The organism is Rhizobium sp. P1_C7, from assembly GCF_056406295.1.
Window position 1 is genome coordinate 38,236 of the sequence record NZ_JBFUAL010000017.1, and the last position, 20,120, is coordinate 58,355.

The window sequence follows — 20,120 nt, forward strand, 5'->3', positions numbered from 1 at the left end:
ACGGAGACTAGGCCAATGAAACTCCACGTTCATCCACTTTCGGGCCATTCCCATCGCGCTCGCCTCTTCCTTTCGCTGATTGGCGTCGACGCGGAGATTGTCGAAGTCGATCTTGCTTCCGCCGAGCACAAGAGCCCCGCCTTTCTCTCGCTCAATCCCTTCGGCCAGGTTCCGGTGCTGGAGGACGGCGATGCCATAATCACCGACTCCAACGCGATCCTTGTCTATATCGCCAAGAAGCATGGCCCAGAGGGTTGGCTTCCGGAAGATCCCGCGGGGGCGGCTGCGGTGCAGCGCTGGCTATCGGTTGCTGCCGGTGAGATCGCTTACGGGCCAGCCGCCGCGCGGCTCGTGACCGTCTTCGGGGCGAAATTTGAGGTGGAGGAAGTGATTGCGCGTGCTCACCGGATTCTTGCGTTGATCGACGCCCAGCTTGCCGATCGCGATTGGATCGCAGCGGGCCGGCCGACGATCGCTGATGTTGCGCTCTACAGCTACATCGCCCGCGCGCCGGAAGGAAACGTCGATCGTTTCATCTATCGCGACGTCACGGCCTGGCTCCAGCGGGTCGAGGCCCTGCCCGGCTTCCATCCCTTTCAAAGGACGCCTGTCGGATTGGCCGACATGGCCTGACAATCAATTGGCCCACTACGGCGGATACGGCCATCCGCGAAGGAGAGCGCTATGCTCACGAACGAGAACCGCGAAACAATCTCTCCCTGGCATCAGGGAGAGATTGCGCTGCAGGAAAAAGTGGGCGTCGCCGAACGCATGGGCGAAGTCGGCCGGCGTGTCCTGCGCGATCACCTGATCGACCAGCATCGACAGTTTTACCCGCAACTGCCTTTCGTCGTCCTCGGGACAGTGGACGCCGAAGGCAACGCCTGGGCGACGCTGCGCGCCAACCGCCCGGGCTTTCTGAAGAGCCCGGATCCCCACAGGCTCAGCGTACACCTCCCGCGTGAGCCTCATGATCCCGCAGATCAGGGCATGGAGGACGGCGACGCCATAGGGATGCTCGGCATCGAACTGCACACGCGCCGGCGCAATCGGCTGAACGGGACGATCAGCCGCAAGGCAATGGACAGCTTCGATGTGCGTGTCAGCCAGGCCTACGGCAATTGTCCGCAGTATATCCAGTTGCGGGATTTCACGTTCGTACGCGATGGCACAAAGCCCTCGGGGCAATGTCCTGTCGCGCTTGATCGGCGCGATAGGCGCGCGATTGACATGATCGAAGGGGCGGACACCTTCTTCGTCGCCTCCTACGTCGAACGCGAGAGTGGCGAGCGGCAGATCGATGTCTCACATCGCGGCGGCAAGCCGGGTTTCATCAGGATCGGCGACGACGGCGTGCTGACGATTCCGGATTTTGCCGGCAATCTCTTCTTCAACACGCTCGGCAATATTCTCGCCAATCCGCGTGTCGGCCTCGTCTTTGCCGATTTCGAGAGCGGCGACATGCTGCAATTGTCCGGCGATGCCGAGATCGTGCTTGATTCGCCGGAAATTGCAGCCTTCCAGGGTGCCGAACGCCTCTGGCGCTTTCGCCCGCGGCAGATCGTCTACAGACCCGATGCACTGGCGCTCAGATGGCAATCGCGTTCCGACGGGCAATCTCCCAACTCCTTGATGACCGGGAATTGGGATGAAGCGGCCGGCCGAATCCGCGCGGCTGAGCTTTCGCGCAATTGGCGACCGCTGCGTGTCGCACGGGTCGTTCAGGAAAGCGCAACCGTCCGCTCGTTCTATCTCGAGCCAGCCGACTCCGGCGGTGTTATCGCTCATCTCGCAGGGCAGCACCTGCCGATCCGTGTCAGACCAGAGGGATCTCAATTGGCGGCGATCCGTACCTACACGCTTTCAGCGGCGCCGTCCGATGGCATCTATCGCATCAGCGTCAACCGCAAAGGCCTGGTCTCGACATATCTGCACGACACGGTTCGGCTAGGCGACATCATCGAGGCGCGCGCGCCGGCAGGTGCCTTCACGATCGACGCGCGGGAGGCGCGGCCGGCTGTGCTGCTTGCAGCCGGAATCGGCATTACGCCCCTGCTCGCCATGCTTCGGCACGTCGTCTACGAGGGGCTTCGGACGCGACGGATACGGCCGACCTGGCTGATCTATTCGGCGCACAGCAAGGCAGAGCGCGCGTTCAACAATGAGATCCAGTCACTGCTCGAAGCGTCCGGCGGCGTCGTCAGGCTCGTTCGGCTGCTCAGCGACGCCGCAGGCGCCGTCGCCGGAGAAGACTATGAGAAGCAGGGCCGTGTCGATATGGCGCTGCTCTCGGCGGTCTTGCCGTTCAATGACTACGATTTCTATCTCTGCGGTCCGCCAGCCTTCATGCAATCGGTCTATGACGGCCTGCGCGGCCTCAGCATTGCCGATCGCCGCATTCACGCCGAAGCGTTCGGAGCAGCCTCGCTTGCGCGAGCCGACGATGCAGCGGCAAAGAGCGCGCCGTCTCGGCCGGCGGCAAAGAGTCCGGTACCGGTCTATTTCATGCAATCGGGAAAGGAGGCACGCTGGGAGCCAGGTGACGGTACACTGCTGGAACTTGCCGAAGCGCGAGGACTGGCACCTGAATTTAGCTGTCGGCTCGGCAATTGCGGAAGCTGCCGGACGAAGGTCCTGTCCGGCGCCGTGGCCTACACCAAGGTGCCGACGGCCGATGTCGCCGACGATGAAGCGCTGATCTGCTGCTCGGTACCGGCTGCGGGCAGCGAGGGTGTGCGCCTGGAACTCGATCTCTAGGCGCCCTCTCCAGCGCGGAGGTCATGCGCGCATCGCGATTCTTCGGTTTCCTGCGCCGGCTCGGCGTGATAATCAGCCGCGCATGAACAAGACCTCTTCCCATTCTCCCATCCACGTGGTCGGCGGCGGGCTCGCCGGCTCGGAAGCAGCCTGGCAGATCGCCAACGCAGGTGTCCCGGTCGTCCTGCATGAGATGCGCGGCGTTCGCGGCACCGATGCGCACAAGACGGACGATCTGGCCGAGCTCGTGTGCTCGAATTCGTTCCGCTCCGACGACGCGACCAGCAATGCTGTCGGCGTCATCCACGCTGAAATGCGGATGGCCGGATCGCTGATCATGGCCTGTGCCGACAAGCATCAGGTCCCAGCCGGCGGGGCGCTTGCCGTCGACCGCGACGGTTTTTCGGCTGCGGTGACCGCGGCCGTCCACAGCCATCCATTGATTTCAGTCGTTCGAGAGGAAGTCACGGGCTTGCCGCCGAAGGAATGGGATCTGGCAATCGTCGCAACCGGACCGTTGACGGCGCCCTCGCTCGCAAGCGCCATCCAGGCGGAAACCGGCGCGGATGCGCTTGCCTTTTTCGATGCCATCGCCCCGATTGTCTACCGCGAGAGCATCGACATGGATATCTGCTGGTATCAGTCGCGCTACGACAAGGTCGGTCCCGGCGGCACCGGCAAGGACTATATCAACTGCCCGATGGACGAAGCCCAATATAACGCCTTCGTCGACGCCCTGATCGCCGGCGACACGGTCGGCTTCAAGGAATGGGAAGGCACGCCCTATTTCGACGGCTGCCTGCCGATTGAAGTCATGGCCGAGCGTGGGCGCGAAACGCTGCGCCACGGCCCGATGAAACCAATGGGGCTGACGAACTCCCATAACCCGACCGTGAAGGCCTATGCGGTCGTTCAGCTGCGCCAGGACAATGCGCTTGGAACGCTTTATAATATGGTCGGCTTCCAGACGAAGCTGAAGTACGGCGCTCAGGCGGACATCTTCCGAATGATTCCAGGCCTGCAGAATGCGGAATTCGCCCGCCTCGGCGGCCTTCACCGCAATACATACATCAACTCGCCAACGCTGCTCGACTCTTCGCTGACACTGAAGTCCCGGCCCGGCCTGCGCTTCGCTGGCCAGATCACAGGTTGCGAAGGCTATGTCGAGAGTGCCAGCGTTGGCCTGCTGGCGGGTCGCTTCGCGGCGGCGGAGCGCAAGGGCGAGGCAGCATCACTGCCTCCCGCGACCACGGCGCTCGGCTCGCTGCTTGGCCATATCACCGGCGGGCATCTCGTCGTCGACGAAGAGCCCGGCAAACGATCGTTCCAGCCGATGAACATCAACTTCGGCCTATTCCCGGAGCTTGAGCCGGGTTCGATCGTCAAACCAGAGGGCGTCAAGCGCTTCCGCGGCAAGGACAAGACGATCATGAAACGGCAGCTAATCGCCAAGCGGGCGGTTGCCGATTGCGCGAACTGGCTCGGCCAAACCGTGCACCTTGCTGAGACAGGCTGATTCCATAGCTGCGGACACGGAGGTGTCCGCCCTCCTCGTCGCTTCAGTGAGTGACCGGACCGCTAGCCTTCTTCCAAGCGTCAATGCCGCCTTGGATATGAAAGGCCGACGCAAGCCCGGCGTCGTGCGCGGCTTGAACCGCCATGGCCGAACGTTCGCCGAAAGCACAATAAAAGACCAAGCGCTTGTTGGTTGATTGCGCCAACGCATGCAGCATGCCGCCGTCCCCGATGTTCTTCTCCAGGTCCGGATAGGGAACATGCAGTGAGCCCGGGATCGTGCCATTTCGCTGCCGCTCGCCGTTTTCGCGCAGATCGATCAGGGCAACATTGCTGTCGCCGAGAAGCCCTAGAGCCTGCTGGGCCGTCAGTACCCAGCCATGACGGACCACCTCTTCCTGATTCAGCCCGACGTGCATGTTGGCCGGCACAGCGACATCCATCATCTTCGGGTTGGCGAGCTTCAGGTTGTTCATCACGTCCGCATATTCGTCGGCCGAGTGCACCTGCAAACGCGGATTGTATGCCTTCTCCTCGCCAATGGTCGACACGGTGTCGCCCTTGTAGTCGTGTGCCGGGTAGACCAATGTGGTGTCCGGTAACTTCAGCAGACGCCCGAAGATCGACTCGAATTGCGCCCGCGGATCGCCGTTCTGGAAATCGGTGCGGCCGGTCCCACGAATGAGCAGTGTATCGCCGGTGAACACCCGGTCAGGCAGCGCGAAACTGTAGGAATCGTCCGTGTGGCCGGGAGTGTATATGACGTCAAGCGACAGTCCCTCGATCGTAAGCTTATCGTTATCGGAGAGACGCATGGAGACGATGTCCGCCCTTGTCTGTTCGCCCATGACGGTAATGCAGTGGGTCTTGTCGCGCAGGGCGCCAAGACCGGTGATGTGATCGGCATGCATGTGCGTATCCACCGCCTTGACGAGCTTGAGGTCCAGCTCGTGCACGAGCTGCAGATAGCGGTCGACCTTCTCCAGAACTGGATCGATGATCAGCGCCTCGCCGCCGTGTCTGCTTGCCAGCAGATACGAATAGGTGCTCGACGCTGGATCGAAAAGCTGACGGAAGATCATCGCCATCTCCTGCTTCGGTTGAGAACGGCTCTGGAACCCGGCTACCCGTGCGGCTGCGGCACGATGCGGATGTAGGGTTTCGGAGCGGCCCAGCCTTGCGGATACTGCTTCTTGGCGTCGTCATCGGAGACCGAACCGGCGATGAAAACATCCTCGCCTTGCTTCCAGTTCACGGGCGTTGCCACCTTGTGCCTGGCGGTCAGCTGCAGGGAATCGATGACACGCAGCACCTCGTCGAAATTCCGCCCGGTGGTCATGGGATAGACAAGGATCAGCTTGATCTTCTTGTCGGGACCGATGACAAAGACGTTGCGCACCGTCTGATTGTCCGCAGGGGTACGGTCAGTCGGATCCCCGGAGACCAGAGCCGGCAGCATGTTGTAGCGCTTCGACACCGCGTAATCGATGTCCGCGATCATCGGATAGTTCGCCCTGACGCCCTGCGTCTCTTCGATGTCCTTCAACCAGCCGGCATGGCGTTCGAGCGGATCGACAGAGAGGCCTATGATCTTGACGTCGCGCCTGTCGAACTCTGGCTTAATCTTGGCCATGTAGCCGAGCTCGGTCGTACATACAGGCGTAAAATCCTTGGGATGGGAAAACAGCACCGCCCAAGAATTGCCGATCCAGTCGTGAAAACTGATCTTTCCTTGGGTTGTCTGGGCTTCGAAATCTGGAGCGATATCATTGATTGCTAGAACCATCATGCACCTCCATCGCGTTGTGAACCGCGTTAAAACATTCGCCCGGTGAGGTAAATCTTGGACCTGTTTGGGTTGCAAGGCAACGCAAAACGCTCGAAGCGACGCATCAAACAGGATGAGGCCGCGCTCCAATCTGTTGCTGCGACAACAAATGCCGTTCCGGCGGCGCTAGTGGCGGTTGGCAGCTGTGGGAACGTTCGCCAGAATCTCCCTGTCCGGCTCGGCGAGATAATTGCCGAGCAGCCAGAGCGAAACTTCCGACGCCTCCTTGGGCGAGGCAAACTCGAACGTGCCGCTATGATGGGGCGCGTCGAGGAATTCGATGGTCAATCCCTTGCCCGTTTCAGAGCTCAGGACACGCACCCTGCCCGGCTCGATGAGGTGGCAGGCATAGTGTCTCAGCATATTGCGCATGAGGCCCGCCTTGTTGTCGTGCAGGCGGACGAATACAGCCTGGCCGTTGGCGGTCGCCTGCAGCTGGCGGATTGCTTCGTGCGGGAATGCTCGATTGAACTCGATGATCGCGAGCCCGGTATCGTGCAAGCCCTCTTCCTGGTTCCGCGCAGCCATGCGAACGCAGACAAAAGCTATGACGATCACGATGGCAAAAAGAACGCACCAGACGATAATGCTCACGCCGCTCTCCGTTCAAAACTGGCAACAACGGCCATCATAACGCACGAGCCTTGCGCGAATTTAAACAGCATCAGATTTTCTTCCGCGTGAGGGCCAGCGTCATGCTGATCTGCCGGCGCCACTGCGACTGCTGAAGCGACCGCTCGAATAGCGCCGCGCCAGTCTTCTGGGCCTTTACGAGGACATGGCCCGCCAACGCGACCGGCAGAAAGGCGGGAAACACGCCAGGCGAGATCCCGACACCTCTCGCCCCGGCGAGATGATCGCGCCCGAGCCCGGCAAAAGCCTCTATCGCCGCGGAAATGCGCGCCTTGTCACGCCCCGCGAGAAAGGTATCTCGGTCGAGCCCGGTCGCAGCGAGAATTTCCAGGGGAATGTAAACTTGGCCCCGATGACGATGCAGTGGCATCAGCAGAAGCAACCCGGCAATCGCCTGAGCCACCCCAGCATGGCCTGCGGCTTCAGCGGAACTCACCGCCTCGTCCGGCCCGAGCACGAGACTTGCCAGCTGGATCAAGGCGGATGCTGTTTCGCCAGCATAGCCTTCCAGTGAGACGCGTGTCTCCATGGGATCATCGTAGAGATCGAATATGCGTGCATCGATCATGTCCACAAGCGTCTGCCGCGGCAAGCGGTGAGCTTCGATTGCCGACAACAGAGCGGCAGCAATCGGATTTGCTTCCGTCGCTCCATGGGCATTGCCTTCCAGAAGATCGCGCCAGTATTGCATGCGAACTTCGCCGGGAAGCGGTTCGTGGACGAGATCGCGGACGCGGGCAAGCTCTGCGTTGAAGGCATATAGTGCTGCCAGAGCACCGCGCCTGTCCAGCGGTGACAACAGGCATGCCAGATAGCGGTCGCGATCGCTGTCGCGCAGCATCGCCAGGCAGATATCCTGGTTCCTCGATGAGAAATCGGCCATGCTCAGACCGCGATCAATGCCGCGGCCACGGCGCGGGATTCCAGAAGCATGATGTTAAATGTGCGCACCGCGGCGCCCGTATTCATCGGATCCGAAGAGATCCCGGCCGCCTTGAGCGCCGCCTTCAGGTCGGCCGGTATCGGACTCATGTCAATACCTGTCCCGACCAGCAGGAACTCGATGTCGCCGGCCTCGGCAAGGACCCGCTCGAAATTCTCAATCGACAGCGGCTTTGTCGCATCCATATCCCAGCCGTGGATGCCGGAGGGTAGGCATAGGATCGAACCGCGATGCGACATATCTGCAAAGCGGAAACCGCCATTGCCGTACGTATCGATCGGGGCGCGTCCAGGAAAATGCGCCTCACGTATTTCTATGCCTCTGGCCATATTCTCACACTGCCGAATTGCCGGATTGGGAATCCGGTTCCGCTGCTTTCTTGTCTTGATCGTTGTCGAGCGCGTCCGGGCGAAGTTTGAAGACAATCAGTACCGGTGCTGCGATGTAAATGGAGGAGAAAGTGCCCAAGGCAACGCCGACGAGCATGACGAATGCGAACGAGCGGATAACTTCGCCGCCGAAAAGCGAAAGTGCCGCGAGCGCGAGCAGCGTGGTCGCCGCGGTCAGGACTGTGCGCGACAGCGTCTGATTGATGGACGCATCGATCAGGATTGGCAGTGGCATCTTGTGGTAGCGCTTCAGATTTTCGCGCAATCGATCGTAGATCACCACGGTGTCGTTCAGCGAGTAGCCGACGATCGTCAGGAGTGCGGCCACGCTCGTCAAATTGAACTCTAGGCCTGTGAGGACGAAGAGGCCCAACATGAGAATGATGTCATGCAGCGTTGCCACGATCGCTCCGACGGCGAACTGCCATTCGAAGCGTGCCCAGATGTAAATCAGGATGACCAACAGCGAGGCCAGGACGCCAAGCGTCGCCGCCCTCGTCAGTTCGCCCGATATCGCCGGACCGACGACTTCGACACGGCGGAAATCATAGTCCTCGCCGAGCTCATCCCGCACCAGCGTGATCGCCGATTGCTCGGCATTCTCACCGCCACCCTGGGATTCCAGCTGGATCAGCGCGCTTGACGTATCCCCGAGGCGACGAGCAGAAATAGGGCCGATATTCAGATCGCCCAGGCGGGCGCGGATGTCGTCGGTGTCCGCAGCACCCTGCTTTGCCTTGACCTCTACGATCGAGCCGCCGGCAAAATCGACGCCGAGATGCATGCCAACGGTCGCGAAGCCTATCATTGCCGCAATCGACAGCGCCGCCGAAATTGTAAACGTGTAGCGGCGGATACCCATGAAGCGAATGTTTGCGCGGTCGAAGATACCGGTGTGAACATCCTTGGGAAGATGCTTGGGGTGACGTCTGTGAAGCCAGGTTACGACAATCCAGCGTGTCAGGGTAACTGCTGTAAAAACAGTCGTAAGAATGCCGGCGGCAAGCGTGACGGCAAAGCCGCGTACTGCGTCGTTACCCAGGAAGTAGAGGATCACAGCCGCAATGAAGATCGTGACGTTCGCATCGAGGATCGTCATGATCGCCTTCGAGAATCCGCTTTCGATCGCCTCGGCAAACCGGCGCCCGCTCTTGGCTTCTTCGCGAATGCGTTCGTAAATCAGAACATTGGCGTCGACGGCCATGCCCATGATCAGGACGATGCCGGCGATTCCGGGCAGCGTGAGCGTCGCGCCGATGAGGCTTATCACAGCGAGAATCAGGATGAGGTTCAGCAAGAGCGAAAGCGCGGCGATGATGCCCAATCCGCGGTAGAAACCGAACATCAGGCCGATCACCAGAATCGCCGCCACGATCCCGGCCAAAAGCCCCGCCCGTGTCGATTCGGCGCCAAGAGCAGGACTGACGGTGCGTTCTTCGACTGTTGTCAGCGTGGCGGGCAGAGCCCCGGCTCGCAGCATCAGTGTGAGATCGTGTGCACCGTCTTCGGAAAAGCTGACGGGGATGATGCCCGTGCCGTCGACGATTGGGGCGCTGATGAGGGGGGCTGCCATCACCTGGTCATCGAAAATGATCGCGAGGTGGCGGCCGATATTCTGCCGCGTCTTCTGTGCCAGACGCTCAGTCCCTTCTGCATCGAGCTTGTAGCTGATCGACACCGCCTGCGTCTGAGCATCCGCCGTCGACTGCACGTCGGTGATGTTTTTACCAGCGATGAAGTCCGTGCGGTCGACGAGATAGGGAATCGGTGGGTCGTCCAGCGAGTAGAGGACTTCCGAGGTCACCGGCCAGCGTCCGCCAAGCGCTTCCTGGCCAGACATACTCTCGTCCATCATGCGAACGGAGAGCTTGGCGGGCTCGTTCAGAATGCTCTTCAAGCGCTCGGCATCGACGGAGCCCAATACCTGCACATCGATCCGATCGGCGCCTTCGGCGCGAACGGCGAAATCAGCGTTGCCGGCTTCCGTAATGCGGCGACTGACGATGCCCAAGGACTTCGCCTGCGCGTCACCTATGCCGCTCTCGATCGCGGTATCGCTAATCTGAAGCGTGAGTTGGCCGCCGTCGCTCTGCTGCAGCCTGACGTTCTGGCTCGAACCACCAAGAAAATCGGTCTTCGTGGTCGCAGTCAGGTCCTTAAGGGAAACGATCGCGACCTGAACCTGGTTCGGATCGGTGATCTTCACGGTGACGGTCTGGTCATTGCCGGTCAGGCCTGTGTAGCGAATGTTGGCCTGGCGCAGCTTGCTGCTGATCTCACGGACAGTCGTCTCGAGCCGCTCCCTGACGATATCGGCGCGCTCGATCTGGAAGACCAGATGCGTTCCGCCCTGAAGGTCAGCCCCCAGGGTAACGCGATTGTGGGGCAGCCAGGACGGCAGAAAGCCGAGTCTCCCGTCCGAGAGCAGATTGGGGGCCGCAATCAGTACGGCCACCAGCACCACAAACCAGATCAGAACGGTCTTCCAGCGGGAAAAATGAAGCATTTTCTCTCGACTATATCAGATCCGGGGAATCCGGTTCGCGGATGTGTGGTTTTCACTACGCGGCGTCTGCCTTGACCGGTTCACCCTTGACGCGGATTTCGGAGATGCCGGTGCGGACGATGCGCACGCGCACGCCGTCGGCAATTTCCACTTCGACTTCCTTGTCGTCAACAACCTTGGTGACCTTGCCGACGAGACCACCACCGGTGACAACCTGGTCGCCACGGCGTATCGCCTTCAGCGTCTCCTCGCGCTTCTTTGCCTGGGCACGCTGTGGTCGGATCAACAGGAAATACCAGACAACCATCAGCGGCACGAACAGGATGATCATTTCAAAGCCCGACCCGAAAGGCGATGCCGCGGTGTCGGTTGCGGCCTGGGCGAATGCCGGGGTGATGAACATGCTAAACTCCTCAAAACTTTTCCGAAGGCGAAACGTCGCCATTTCTCGAGTGGCCGGACTATAATTATGGTCTTTGCGAATGCAACAGAAACAGCCGAAAACCGTACCGATTCCAGTGCCTCTTAACCTTTCCACTGGCAAAAGGCCATGCTACCTCCCAGCGAAATCAACAAACCGCACACGGGAGGAGCCGCCATGACCAAGGAGTTGAACAGCAGCGTCATTCTGACGGAACTGCGCCGTCTTGCGGATGCTGTCGAGCGCCTTGCAGGCCCGGCGCCTGCAGCCAACGACTGGGATGCGGCAGACTGCTTCGTCTGGTCTCCCGCCCGCCAGCACCTGCAGCCTGTGGCCCGGCCGAATCGTGTCGCTTTAAAGCTCATCCGCGGCGTCGACCGAGTGCGCGACATCCTGCATGAGAACACCGTGCGCTTTGCCGATGGCTACCCAGCCAACAATGTTCTTCTCTGGGGTGCACGCGGAATGGGAAAATCCTCGCTGGTGAAGGCCGTCCACGAGGATGTCAGGAGCCAAAGCGGCGTGTCGCTGAAGCTCGTCGAAGTCCACCGCGAAGATATCGCCAGCCTGCCCACGCTGCTTGACCTGCTCAAGGATACGCCACAGCGCGTCATCGTCTTTTGCGACGACCTGTCCTTCGATCACGACGATACCGCCTACAAGTCGCTGAAGGCAGCGCTCGACGGCGGCGTCGAGGGCCGGCCGGACAATGTGCTGTTCTATGCGACCTCCAACCGCCGGCACCTGTTGCCACGCAACATGATGGAGAACGAGCAGTCGACCGCGATCAACCCGTCCGAGGCTGTCGAAGAGAAGGTGTCGCTCTCGGACCGCTTCGGCCTCTGGCTCGGCTTCCACAAGTGCAGCCAGGAGGACTACCTGACAATGGTCGACGGCTATGCCGACCATTTCAAGCTGGCCCATGACCGCCAGAGGATGCACGCGGAAGCGCTGGAATGGGCCACGACGCGCGGGGCGCGCTCCGGCCGAGTTGCATGGCAGTATATTCAGGATCTCGCCGGCCGCATGCGTATCGTTCTGGATCGCGCCTGACGCAGAGGATACCCTTTCAAAACGACAAAAGCCCGGCTTTCGGCCGGGCTTTTGCTTGCTCCTCGAGACGCATTACCTATTCGAGGAAAGTGATCGGGTTCACCGGGGTCGCGTCCTTGCGAACCTCGAAGTGAACTTGCGGCTGCTTGACGTTGCCGCTCATGCCGGAGACTGCGACCGTCTGGCCACGCTGGATCTTCTGGCCGCGGGCAACGCTCAGCGTGTCGGCATTGCCGTAGACCGTGACGGTACCGTCATCGTGGCGGACGAGAACCGTGTTGCCGAGTTCCTTCAGGCCGTTGCCGGCATAGATGACCACGCCGTTTTCGGCGGCCTTGATCGGCGTTCCCTGCGGCACGGAGATGTCGATACCGTCATTGCGGCTGCCATTGACGTTGGCTCCGTAGGCGGCGATGACCGCGCCGCGAACCGGCCAGCGATACTTGGAGATGCCGGTCGCCTCCGGAGCAGCAGATGCAACCTCCTTCTTGGCGGCTTCATCGACGGTTTCGGTCGCGACCGGTGCCGTGTAGGAGGCCGGCTGGGCGGCGGCCGTCGCCGTGTCAGCCGCTGGCTGTGCGACCGGCTTCGGCTCGGCCTTGGCCGGGATCGACGCCGTCTTCATTCCATCCGGTGACCTCGCGCTATTCGGCAGGTTGAGTTCCTGACCGATACGGATCGACCCAGCCGAGAGGTTGTTTGCGGCCTTCAGCTCATCGATACTGCTGCCGGTCGCCTTGGCAATCTTGGCAAGCGAGTCACCGGGCTTGACGACATAGGTGCCGCCTGCGCCCTTCGGGCTCTTGCCTGCACCGGGTGTTTTGCTGGTCGGATCGGCACTCGCCAGCGACTTGTCGCGGGCGGAATTCGCACCGGGAACAACCGCGAGGTTCTGCTCCTGCGATTTGCCCGGCGTTGGCGACTGGCCGTTCTTGGAGATGTCGGCTGCCTGGGCCGAGGCTTTGGCGGCATTGCCGCCATTGTAGGTCGGGATCAGGACGATTTGACCGGGTTTGGCGGCGGCAGCCGTCTTCAGACCGTTGGCACGCAGAATTTCCTTCTCCGGAACGCCGTAGCGCTTGGCGAGTATCGCGACGCTTTCGCCAGGCCGGAGCGTCACGGACGGTGCATTTGCAGACGACCAGCCGGAGACCCTGGGGGTTGTTCCGGTAACGATCGCGTCCGTGTCCGCCTTGGGCGGAACGAGGACCTGTGCAGATCTTGTGGATGCGGTCGACGCGGGGAAAGGCTGCGCGAGGGCGACCTGCTTTTCGCGAGTCGGTGAAACTGTACCGGGCGCCGAAAGCTCCGACCGCTGCACGGACACAGGAGCCGAGGCCATGCGGGCACTGGAGCCGTAGGCAGGCTGCGCTGGGTACGGCTGCTGGTTCATGGACTGACCGCCCGCCAAATACCCCCCCTGCAAATCAGCCTGGGGCACTGGATCAGCCTGCGAGCCGCTCGCGCTTCTGCGCGGAATTGAATTGGTCGTAAGCTGGTCCTGACCGGACGAAGAGAACAGACCACCGAAACGTGACACATCGGAACTACATCCCGTTGCGACACTCGCCAGGAAAGCCGCAATCAGGACATTACCGGCAGACTTCCCGAACTTTGGCGAAAGACTGAAACGCATGACTCGACCCACTGAATGACGCAACCGTTTGTGGGTTTATTAAAGCGTGTTAGTATTACCACCGGGTTAAGGCGCCGAAATCGGTGAGATCTTTTTGAGAGATTGCTAACCATAGATTCGCAGGCCGCTCAGAGCTGGGATGCGACGCGCGGCACAATCGGCAGGTAGGGGGAGTTGAACAGCTCTTCGCGCTCGAAACGGCTACCGGTCTTCGTCAAGCGCACAAGACGGCATTCCGTGTCTGAAATCATCAACGGGGCGATCATCGAGCCGCCCGATACGAGCTGGTCCGCATAAAAGCGCGGCATCGCATTGAATGCTGCGGTAACCAGTATGCGATCGAAGGTCCCCTCGCCCTGCAAGCCAGCGCTGCCATCTGCCTGGCGGACGATGACATTGCGGATCCCAAGCGACTCGATACGCCGGTGGGCATTGCCCGTCAACGTCTTGTAGCGGTCGATCGTCAGAACGCGTTCCGTCATGCGAGCCATGACCGCCGTCATGAAGCCGCTTCCGGTGCCGATTTCCAATACACGCTGACCGGGCTTGACCTTCAGGCTATGCAGGACGCGCACGGCAAGATCGACGCCCTCGAGGAAGGATCCGCATTCGATGGGGATTGTACGGCTGGAATAGGCCTGTTCCGCGAACTGCGGAGGCACGAAGAGCGAGCGCGGCGTTTGTTCGACGGCGGTCAGCAGGTCAATATCGGACACGCCCTCAGCCCGCAGCCTCAATACGAGGGCCGCAAACCCTTCCTTCTCGACCAGCCTTGACGTCAACGCGATTTACTCCGTACCCAAAAGCGCCCGCTTCACGCGGTCCTGTACGGAATAATCAGTCAGATCCAGTTTCAAAGGTGTTACCGAAACCTTGCTATGTTTGAGAGCGTGAATATCCGTGCCCTCAATAAGGGCGCCGGCACGCTCTCCGAACTTCAACCAATAGTAGGGAAATCCGCGGCCATCGGCGCGGGCGTCGACCTGCAGGTTGAAGGCAAGCTTTCCTTGCGCCGTCACCTCAACGCCCTCGACCTCTTCGGGCCGGCAGCTAGGGAAGTTGAGATTGAGGAAGGTCCCCTCGGGCAGATCGAGCGCTATCAGTTTTTCGAGCAGTGCCGGCGCGTGTGCCTCGCAGACCTTCCAGGGAACGATGCGTGCACCGTCCTCGTGGAGGTAAGCCTGGCTCAACGCGAAGGAGCGCACCCCCTGCATCGTGCCCTCGATGGCCCCGGCGATCGTTCCCGAGTAGGTAACGTCGTCGGCAACATTGGAGCCAGAATTGACGCCCGAGAGCACGAGGTCCGGCTTTAGCTCCATCACCCGCTTGATGCCCATGATAACGCAATCGGTCGGCGTGCCCCTCAGGGCAAAGTGCTTGTCGGATATCTTGCGCAGACGCAATGGCTCTGAGAGGCTCAGGGAATGCGCAAAACCGCTCTGGTCCGTCTCCGGGGCGACGATCCAGACGTCGTCCGAGAGGGTACGCGCAATCCGCTCCAGCGCCGCGAGGCCTTCTGCGTGAATGCCGTCGTCGTTGGTAAGCAGAATGCGCATCGTCTCAGGCTACCCGTTCGATCTTGGTCAGGCCGCCCATATATGGCAGCAGCGCATCCGGCACTGTCACGGAGCCGTCTTCGTTGAGATAATTTTCAAGCACTGCGATGAGACAGCGGCCAACCGCCGTTCCAGAGCCGTTCAGCGTGTGAACGAACTTGGTCGTCTTGTCGTCTTTACCACGGTAGCGCGCATTCATACGGCGAGCCTGGAAATCGCCGCAGACTGAGCAGGACGAGATTTCGCGATACGTATCCTGTCCCGGCAACCAGACCTCCAGGTCGTAGGTCTTGCGCGAGCCGAAGCCCATATCGCCCGTGCAGAGCGTCATGGTACGGAAATGCAGACCAAGGCGCTTCAGAACTTCTTCTGCACAGGCCGTCATTCGCTCATGCTCTGCGATTGAACTCTCGGCGTCGGTGATCGATACGAGTTCGCACTTCCAAAACTGATGCTGGCGCAGCATGCCGCGCGTGTCGCGTCCGGCCGAACCCGCCTCGGAGCGGAATGACGGCGTCAGGGCGGTGAAACGGAGCGGCAGCTTATCGTGATCGAGGATTTCCTCACGCACCAAGTTGGTCAGCGTCACCTCGGCGGTCGGAATGAGGTAGCGGCCATCCGTCGTTTTGAAGAGATCTTCCTCGAACTTCGGCAGGTTGCCGGTGCCGAACAACGCTTCGGCGCGCACCATCAGCGGCGAGCTGACTTCGGTGTAGCCGTGCTCGCTCGTATGGAGGTCGATCATGAACTGGCCGAGCGCTCGCTCCAAGCGGGCCAACGGACCCGTGAGCACCGTGAAGCGCGAGCCAGAGAGCTTCGCAGCCTTTTCGAAATCCATGTAGCCAAGCGCTTCGCCGATTTCGTAGTGTTCCCTTGGCGTGTGGTTCCAGCGCGGCTTTTCCCCGACCACGCGGGCAACCACGTTGCCATTCTCGTCCTCGCCGACCGGAACGTCGTCGTGAGGGATGTTCGGGATGCGCGAAAGCAGGTCGTTGAGTTCTTCCGAAAACCTGCGGTCGTCCTCTTCAGCCGCCGGAAGCAGCACCTTCAGATCACCGACTTCCGCCTTGAGCTTGTCGGCAAGCTCGCTTTTTTTCTGCGCCATTGCCGCACCGATCTCCTTCGAGGCGGCGTTGCGGCGGGACTGCATGTCCTGCACCTTTTGAACGGCTGAGCGACGCTTCTCGTCAAGCGCGATCAGGCCTTCGGACAAGGGCTCCGCGCCACGCTTGGCAAGGGCTGCGTCCAGCGCTTCGGGATTCTCACGGATCCATTTGATATCGAGCATTGTCGTTCCAGGTCGTTGCAAAAAGGATAGCTCGGTCAAAGCCTGACCGGGCTTCAACCGGATGTTCGGAAGCGCTCATTAAGAGAGTTTCAGGAGGACTGCTCAGACGCTGTCCGTCTTGACAACGTCCGCGGACCCGTCAGCCTCTTTGACCGTCTCACGAGCACGCTGGCGCTCCACGAGTCGCGCCGCGTAGATAGAAATCTCGTAGAGAATGATGGTCGGCAGCGCAAGGCCGATCTGGGACATCGGATCGGGAGGCGTCAGCACCGCCGCGACAACGAAGGCGAGCACGATCGCGAACTTGCGCTTCTCCCGAAGCCAATCCGACGTCAGAAGCCCAACGCGCGCCAGCAGGGTTGTGATCACAGGGAGCTGGAACACGAGGCCGAAGGAGAAAACCAGCGTCATGATGAGGCTGAGATATTCGGATACCTTCGGCAACAGTGAAATCGCGACATCGCCCTCGCCCGGTGCCTGCTGCATGGTCAGGAAGAACCACATGACCATCGGCGTGAAGAAGAAGTAGACCAGGGATGCGCCCATGAGGAACAGTACCGGCGAAGCGATCAGGAACGGCAGGAAAGCGGCGCGCTCGTTCTTGTAAAGGCCAGGCGCTACGAACTTGTAGATCTGCGCCGCGATGATCGGAAAGGCGATCACGAGACCGCCGAACATCGCGACCTTCACCTGCGTGAAGAAGAATTCCTGGGGTGCCGTGTAAATAAGCTGCGCCTTGGACACATCGAGATGGGCCCACATGACCGCCCATTTGTACGGAAAGACCAGCGCATTGAAGAGATGCTTCGCAAAGACGAAGCACACGATGAAGGCAACGAAAAACGCGCCGATCGACCACATGAGCCGTTTGCGCAGCTCCATCAAGTGCTCGATCAAAGGCTGCGGCTTGTCTTCGATTTCACCGCTCATGCGTCGTCCTTCTTCTTTTTGGCTGCCGTCTTCTTCGGAGCGGCTGTGGACTCGACGGCAACGGACGTCGGCTTCTTTGCTGCGGTGGCTTTTGCGGGTGCGCTTTTGGTTTTTTCAGCCGGAACAACGGCGATAGCCGCTGCCGCATAGACCTTATCCGCAGCCTTGGCACGTGGCTTGCGCACTGCCTTTGGCGTCTCCGCAACAGCGGCGGCACCAGGCAGTTCGGCTGCTACAGCCGATTGAGGCGTCGGAGGCGACATAACCGGAGGTGTCTCGGGCAAGCTCATCGACGGTTCAGGCGTGGACATGACAGCCGGCGGGACTTCGGTCTTGTTTTCCATTGTTGTCGACTTCTGCAGGTCGGCCTTGATCTCATTGCCCATCTGCCTGAGCGGATTCATGGCTTCGCGCAGACTGTTGACAGGGTTCAGCTTCTGCGCATCGCTCAAAGTCTGCCGGACGTCATCCAGATCGGCCTCGCGCAAAGCTTCGTCAAACTGGGCCCGGAAATCGCCTGCGACCTTTCGGGCACGCTGCGTCATTTTTCCGAACGCACGAAGCATCGGCGGCAGATCCTTTGGACCAACCACCACAATCAGTACGACCGCGATGACAAGCAGCTCGGTCCAGCCAATATCGAACATTCAAGGCTCCTGGGCGGGCAACGCGGGGGCTGCGTTTGCCCGGACGTGATTACTTCGTTTCGTCGGCCTTGTGATCGACGGTCTTGCCGTTGGTCGTAGCCTCGGGGGCGTCCTCTTCCGTGATGCCTTTCTTGAAGCTCTTGATGCCCTTTGCGACGTCACCCATCAGTTCCGGAATCTTGCCGCGACCGAACAACAACAGCACGATGACCAGAACGATCAGCCAGTGCCACATGCTAAAAGAACCCATTACGCTAACTCCCTGTTTCGATGTCTCTTGATGTAAGAATTTCCAGCATCAATTCCAACATCTAAATTCGTCTCGTATTGATGCTTCATGTCACGGGATCGCCCATGGTGACAAGTCGTCCAGCCTTCGAAAAGTTCTGATGCGCATTGTTTTCGCCATCAGTGGCGAAACAAAGACAATTTGGACTATTCTTCGGCCGCGCCACCGGGGGCCAGCAGGCCAAGCTCTTCGAGATCCAGCTGAGTAATCGGATCTTCGTCCTCGGTCAGTTCGTCACTCATGAGCGGCGATGGGATGTTGAAATTTGCCGGGATTCGACCGGAGAGCAGGCCCGCACCCTTCAGCTCTTCGATTCCGGGAAGATCGCGCAGCTCCTCCAGACCGAAATGGTCGAGAAAGTCGCGTGTGGTCCCGAGTGTCACCGGCCTGCCAGGCGTGCGGCGCCGGCCACGAAAGCGAACCCAACCTGCTTCCATCAGGACATCGAGCGTGCCGCGAGAGGTTTGAACGCCGCGGATATCCTCGATCTCGGCACGCGTCACCGGCTGGTGATAGGCTATGATCGCAAGGACCTCCAGGGCCGCGCGCGAGAGCTTCTTTACTTCGTCCTCATCGCCGCGGATGACGAAGGACAGGTCGGCGGCGGTGCGAAAAGCCCACGCGTCGTCGACCTGCACAAGGTTGACGCCGCGGTGCGCATATTGATCCTTCAGCCGCAGCATGATGGCACGGACGTTGAATGCCCTCGGCAGGCGGTCGGCTATGAAGCCTTCCGACACGGGCTGCGCGGACGCGAAAACCAGGGCTTCGGCGATGCGTTCGGCCTCTGCCACCGCATGGAGGTCCTCAGTCGCCTCCCCGTCGTCCTCACGGTCCACTGCATCTTCGAGATCAGTCAAGCCGGTTGCTCCTGTTCGACGATCTGCAATGTCGCATGTCTTGGTCCACGCCGCAGGTATATCGGCTGGAAAGCGCCGTCCTGGCGGATTTCCAGCTTGCCCTCACGCACCAGCTCCAGCGATGCGGCAAAGGCGCTGGCGATGGCCGTCACCCGATCTTCGGGGGACGCCACGTAGCGATGCAGGTGCTGCTCGAGCGCCGTCCAGTCGACGACTTCACCGATCAAACGCGTCAGCAGCTCGCGGGCGTCTGTCAGCGACCAGACGGTGCGACGGGCAATAGTGACCTGGCTTACGGCCTGACGCTGGCGCAGCGAGGCATAAGCCGTCAGGAGATCGTAGAGGCTGGCATCGTAGGCAGACCGCGTCGGATCCGGGATATGCTCGGGAGCACCACGTGCGAACACATCGCGACCGAGGCGATTTCGGTTGATCAGGCCGCCAGCCGCCTCTCGCATCGCCTCCAGGCGCTTCAGGCGGAAGGCAAGCGTTGCCGCCATCTCCTCGCCCGATGGGCCGTCGTCCTTTGCCTGCTGCGGTATGAGCAGCCGTGACTTCAAATAGGCAAGCCACGCCGCCATGACGAGGTAATCGGCCGCAAGCTCAATCCGGATGCGCCGCGCGCTGTCGACGAACTGCAAGTATTGTTCGGCAAGGGCCAGTACCGAAATCCGAGACAAATCAACTTTCTGGTTGCGGGCAAGATAAAGTAGCAGGTCAAGAGGGCCTTCGAAGCCCGCGACATCGATCAGCAGCGCGGGATCGTTAGACGCGCGTTCGGCGCCGTTGTCCTGCCAAAGCTTGTCCATCGGCGCCGCACCCGCCCGTGGCCGTTCCGAGGCCTTTGTGGTGTTCACCCGCCCTGCTCC

The 20,120-nt window shown here is 60.6% G+C and carries 20 protein-coding genes; 4 read left to right on the top strand and 16 right to left on the bottom strand.

The window, feature by feature from the left end; genetic code table 11:
* Positions 1-15: 15 nt before the first annotated feature.
* The 3 genes from AC1D2R_RS22625 (at position 16) to trmFO (ending at position 4,273) form a co-directional block, all read left to right on the top strand.
* Complete coding sequence (locus AC1D2R_RS22625) at positions 16-633, top strand: glutathione S-transferase family protein (RefSeq protein WP_477970681.1); 618 nt, start codon at positions 16-18, stop codon at positions 631-633.
* 51 nt (positions 634-684) lie between these two features.
* A complete protein-coding gene (locus AC1D2R_RS22630) occupies positions 685-2,757 on the top strand; it encodes a 2Fe-2S iron-sulfur cluster-binding protein (protein WP_477970683.1) in 2,073 nt (690 codons plus the stop codon).
* A gap of 82 nt (positions 2,758-2,839) precedes the next feature.
* Positions 2,840-4,273 (top strand): methylenetetrahydrofolate--tRNA-(uracil(54)-C(5))-methyltransferase (FADH(2)-oxidizing) TrmFO, encoded by a 1,434-nt coding sequence (gene trmFO, locus AC1D2R_RS22635; RefSeq protein ID WP_477970685.1) that lies wholly within the window; start codon positions 2,840-2,842, stop codon positions 4,271-4,273.
* Positions 4,274-4,316: 43 nt separating this feature from the next.
* On the opposite strand, the gene AC1D2R_RS22640 is transcribed toward trmFO, so the two are convergent.
* The 7 genes from AC1D2R_RS22640 to yajC form a co-directional block, all read right to left on the bottom strand.
* A complete protein-coding gene (locus AC1D2R_RS22640; RefSeq protein WP_477970687.1) occupies positions 4,317-5,354 on the bottom strand; it encodes an MBL fold metallo-hydrolase in 1,038 nt (345 codons plus the stop codon).
* A 41-nt stretch (positions 5,355-5,395) separates the two neighbouring features.
* A complete protein-coding gene (locus AC1D2R_RS22645) occupies positions 5,396-6,058 on the bottom strand; it encodes a peroxiredoxin (RefSeq protein ID WP_477970689.1) in 663 nt (220 codons plus the stop codon).
* 168 nt (positions 6,059-6,226) lie between these two features.
* Positions 6,227-6,694, bottom strand: a complete 468-nt coding sequence (locus tag AC1D2R_RS22650; RefSeq protein ID WP_477970691.1) for a hypothetical protein — start codon at positions 6,692-6,694, stop codon at positions 6,227-6,229.
* Positions 6,695-6,764: 70 nt separating this feature from the next.
* Complete coding sequence (locus AC1D2R_RS22655) at positions 6,765-7,616, bottom strand: phytoene/squalene synthase family protein (protein ID WP_477970693.1); 852 nt, start codon at positions 7,614-7,616, stop codon at positions 6,765-6,767.
* A gap of 2 nt (positions 7,617-7,618) precedes the next feature.
* Positions 7,619-8,005: an Mth938-like domain-containing protein gene (locus AC1D2R_RS22660; RefSeq protein WP_477970694.1), complete on the bottom strand. Its 387-nt coding sequence runs from the start codon at positions 8,003-8,005 to the stop codon at positions 7,619-7,621.
* 4 nt (positions 8,006-8,009) lie between these two features.
* Positions 8,010-10,571 (bottom strand): protein translocase subunit SecDF, encoded by a 2,562-nt coding sequence (gene secDF, locus AC1D2R_RS22665; RefSeq protein ID WP_477970695.1) that lies wholly within the window; start codon positions 10,569-10,571, stop codon positions 8,010-8,012.
* 55 nt (positions 10,572-10,626) lie between these two features.
* Positions 10,627-10,974, bottom strand: a complete 348-nt coding sequence (gene yajC, locus AC1D2R_RS22670) for a preprotein translocase subunit YajC (RefSeq protein WP_477970697.1) — start codon at positions 10,972-10,974, stop codon at positions 10,627-10,629.
* A gap of 195 nt (positions 10,975-11,169) precedes the next feature.
* On the opposite strand from yajC, the gene AC1D2R_RS22675 reads away from it, so the two are divergent.
* Positions 11,170-12,045 (top strand): ATP-binding protein, encoded by an 876-nt coding sequence (locus tag AC1D2R_RS22675; RefSeq protein WP_477970704.1) that lies wholly within the window; start codon positions 11,170-11,172, stop codon positions 12,043-12,045.
* Positions 12,046-12,121: 76 nt separating this feature from the next.
* On the opposite strand, the gene AC1D2R_RS22680 is transcribed toward AC1D2R_RS22675, so the two are convergent.
* The 9 genes from AC1D2R_RS22680 to AC1D2R_RS22720 all read right to left on the bottom strand — a co-directional run bounded on the left by AC1D2R_RS22680 (position 12,122) and on the right by AC1D2R_RS22720 (position 20,108).
* Positions 12,122-13,681 carry a peptidoglycan DD-metalloendopeptidase family protein gene (locus AC1D2R_RS22680; RefSeq protein ID WP_477970706.1) on the bottom strand — a complete coding sequence of 520 codons (1,560 nt, stop codon included), beginning with the start codon at positions 13,679-13,681 and terminating at the stop codon, positions 12,122-12,124.
* Between the two features lie 128 nt (positions 13,682-13,809).
* Positions 13,810-14,463, bottom strand: coding sequence for a protein-L-isoaspartate(D-aspartate) O-methyltransferase (locus AC1D2R_RS22685; protein ID WP_477970708.1), 654 nt, complete (start codon positions 14,461-14,463; stop codon positions 13,810-13,812).
* 6 nt (positions 14,464-14,469) lie between these two features.
* Positions 14,470-15,237 (bottom strand): 5'/3'-nucleotidase SurE, encoded by a 768-nt coding sequence (gene surE / locus AC1D2R_RS22690; RefSeq protein ID WP_477970710.1) that lies wholly within the window; start codon positions 15,235-15,237, stop codon positions 14,470-14,472.
* A gap of 4 nt (positions 15,238-15,241) precedes the next feature.
* Positions 15,242-16,525 carry a serine--tRNA ligase gene (gene serS / locus AC1D2R_RS22695; RefSeq protein WP_477970712.1) on the bottom strand — a complete coding sequence of 428 codons (1,284 nt, stop codon included), beginning with the start codon at positions 16,523-16,525 and terminating at the stop codon, positions 15,242-15,244.
* Between the two features lie 102 nt (positions 16,526-16,627).
* Entirely contained in the window at positions 16,628-17,455 is an 828-nt protein-coding gene (tatC, locus tag AC1D2R_RS22700; protein ID WP_477970714.1) for a twin-arginine translocase subunit TatC, read from the bottom strand.
* Complete coding sequence (gene tatB / locus AC1D2R_RS22705) at positions 17,452-18,102, bottom strand: Sec-independent protein translocase protein TatB (RefSeq protein ID WP_477970716.1); 651 nt, start codon at positions 18,100-18,102, stop codon at positions 17,452-17,454. Before tatB ends, tatC begins: the two co-directional genes overlap by 4 nt.
* Positions 18,103-18,151: 49 nt before the next feature.
* Complete coding sequence (locus AC1D2R_RS22710) at positions 18,152-18,352, bottom strand: twin-arginine translocase TatA/TatE family subunit (RefSeq protein WP_477970718.1); 201 nt, start codon at positions 18,350-18,352, stop codon at positions 18,152-18,154.
* A gap of 185 nt (positions 18,353-18,537) precedes the next feature.
* Entirely contained in the window at positions 18,538-19,251 is a 714-nt protein-coding gene (gene scpB, locus AC1D2R_RS22715; RefSeq protein WP_477970720.1) for an SMC-Scp complex subunit ScpB, read from the bottom strand.
* Positions 19,248-20,108: a segregation and condensation protein A gene (locus tag AC1D2R_RS22720; protein ID WP_477970722.1), complete on the bottom strand. Its 861-nt coding sequence runs from the start codon at positions 20,106-20,108 to the stop codon at positions 19,248-19,250. Before AC1D2R_RS22720 ends, scpB begins: the two co-directional genes overlap by 4 nt.
* Between the last annotated feature and the right edge of the window lie 12 nt (positions 20,109-20,120).

Bases quoted from the DNA above. Each gene is read 5' to 3' on its own strand.
- tatB (WP_477970716.1), bottom strand. From the start codon at position 18,102: ATGTTCGATATTGGCTGGACCGAGCTGCTTGTCATCGCGGTCGTACTG.
- yajC (WP_477970697.1), bottom strand. From the start codon at position 10,974: ATGTTCATCACCCCGGCATTCGCCCAGGCCGCAACCGACACCGCGGCA.
- AC1D2R_RS22630 (WP_477970683.1), top strand. From the start codon at position 685: ATGCTCACGAACGAGAACCGCGAAACAATCTCTCCCTGGCATCAGGGA.
- AC1D2R_RS22660 (WP_477970694.1), bottom strand. From the start codon at position 8,005: ATGGCCAGAGGCATAGAAATACGTGAGGCGCATTTTCCTGGACGCGCC.
- AC1D2R_RS22625 (WP_477970681.1), top strand. From the start codon at position 16: ATGAAACTCCACGTTCATCCACTTTCGGGCCATTCCCATCGCGCTCGC.
- AC1D2R_RS22645 (WP_477970689.1), bottom strand. From the start codon at position 6,058: ATGGTTCTAGCAATCAATGATATCGCTCCAGATTTCGAAGCCCAGACA.
- trmFO (WP_477970685.1), top strand. From the start codon at position 2,840: ATGAACAAGACCTCTTCCCATTCTCCCATCCACGTGGTCGGCGGCGGG.
- AC1D2R_RS22710 (WP_477970718.1), bottom strand. From the start codon at position 18,352: ATGGGTTCTTTTAGCATGTGGCACTGGCTGATCGTTCTGGTCATCGTG.
- tatC (WP_477970714.1), bottom strand. From the start codon at position 17,455: ATGAGCGGTGAAATCGAAGACAAGCCGCAGCCTTTGATCGAGCACTTG.
- AC1D2R_RS22655 (WP_477970693.1), bottom strand. From the start codon at position 7,616: ATGGCCGATTTCTCATCGAGGAACCAGGATATCTGCCTGGCGATGCTG.
- secDF (WP_477970695.1), bottom strand. From the start codon at position 10,571: ATGCTTCATTTTTCCCGCTGGAAGACCGTTCTGATCTGGTTTGTGGTG.
- AC1D2R_RS22680 (WP_477970706.1), bottom strand. From the start codon at position 13,681: ATGCGTTTCAGTCTTTCGCCAAAGTTCGGGAAGTCTGCCGGTAATGTC.
- surE (WP_477970710.1), bottom strand. From the start codon at position 15,237: ATGCGCATTCTGCTTACCAACGACGACGGCATTCACGCAGAAGGCCTC.
- AC1D2R_RS22640 (WP_477970687.1), bottom strand. From the start codon at position 5,354: ATGATCTTCCGTCAGCTTTTCGATCCAGCGTCGAGCACCTATTCGTAT.
- AC1D2R_RS22675 (WP_477970704.1), top strand. From the start codon at position 11,170: ATGACCAAGGAGTTGAACAGCAGCGTCATTCTGACGGAACTGCGCCGT.
- serS (WP_477970712.1), bottom strand. From the start codon at position 16,525: ATGCTCGATATCAAATGGATCCGTGAGAATCCCGAAGCGCTGGACGCA.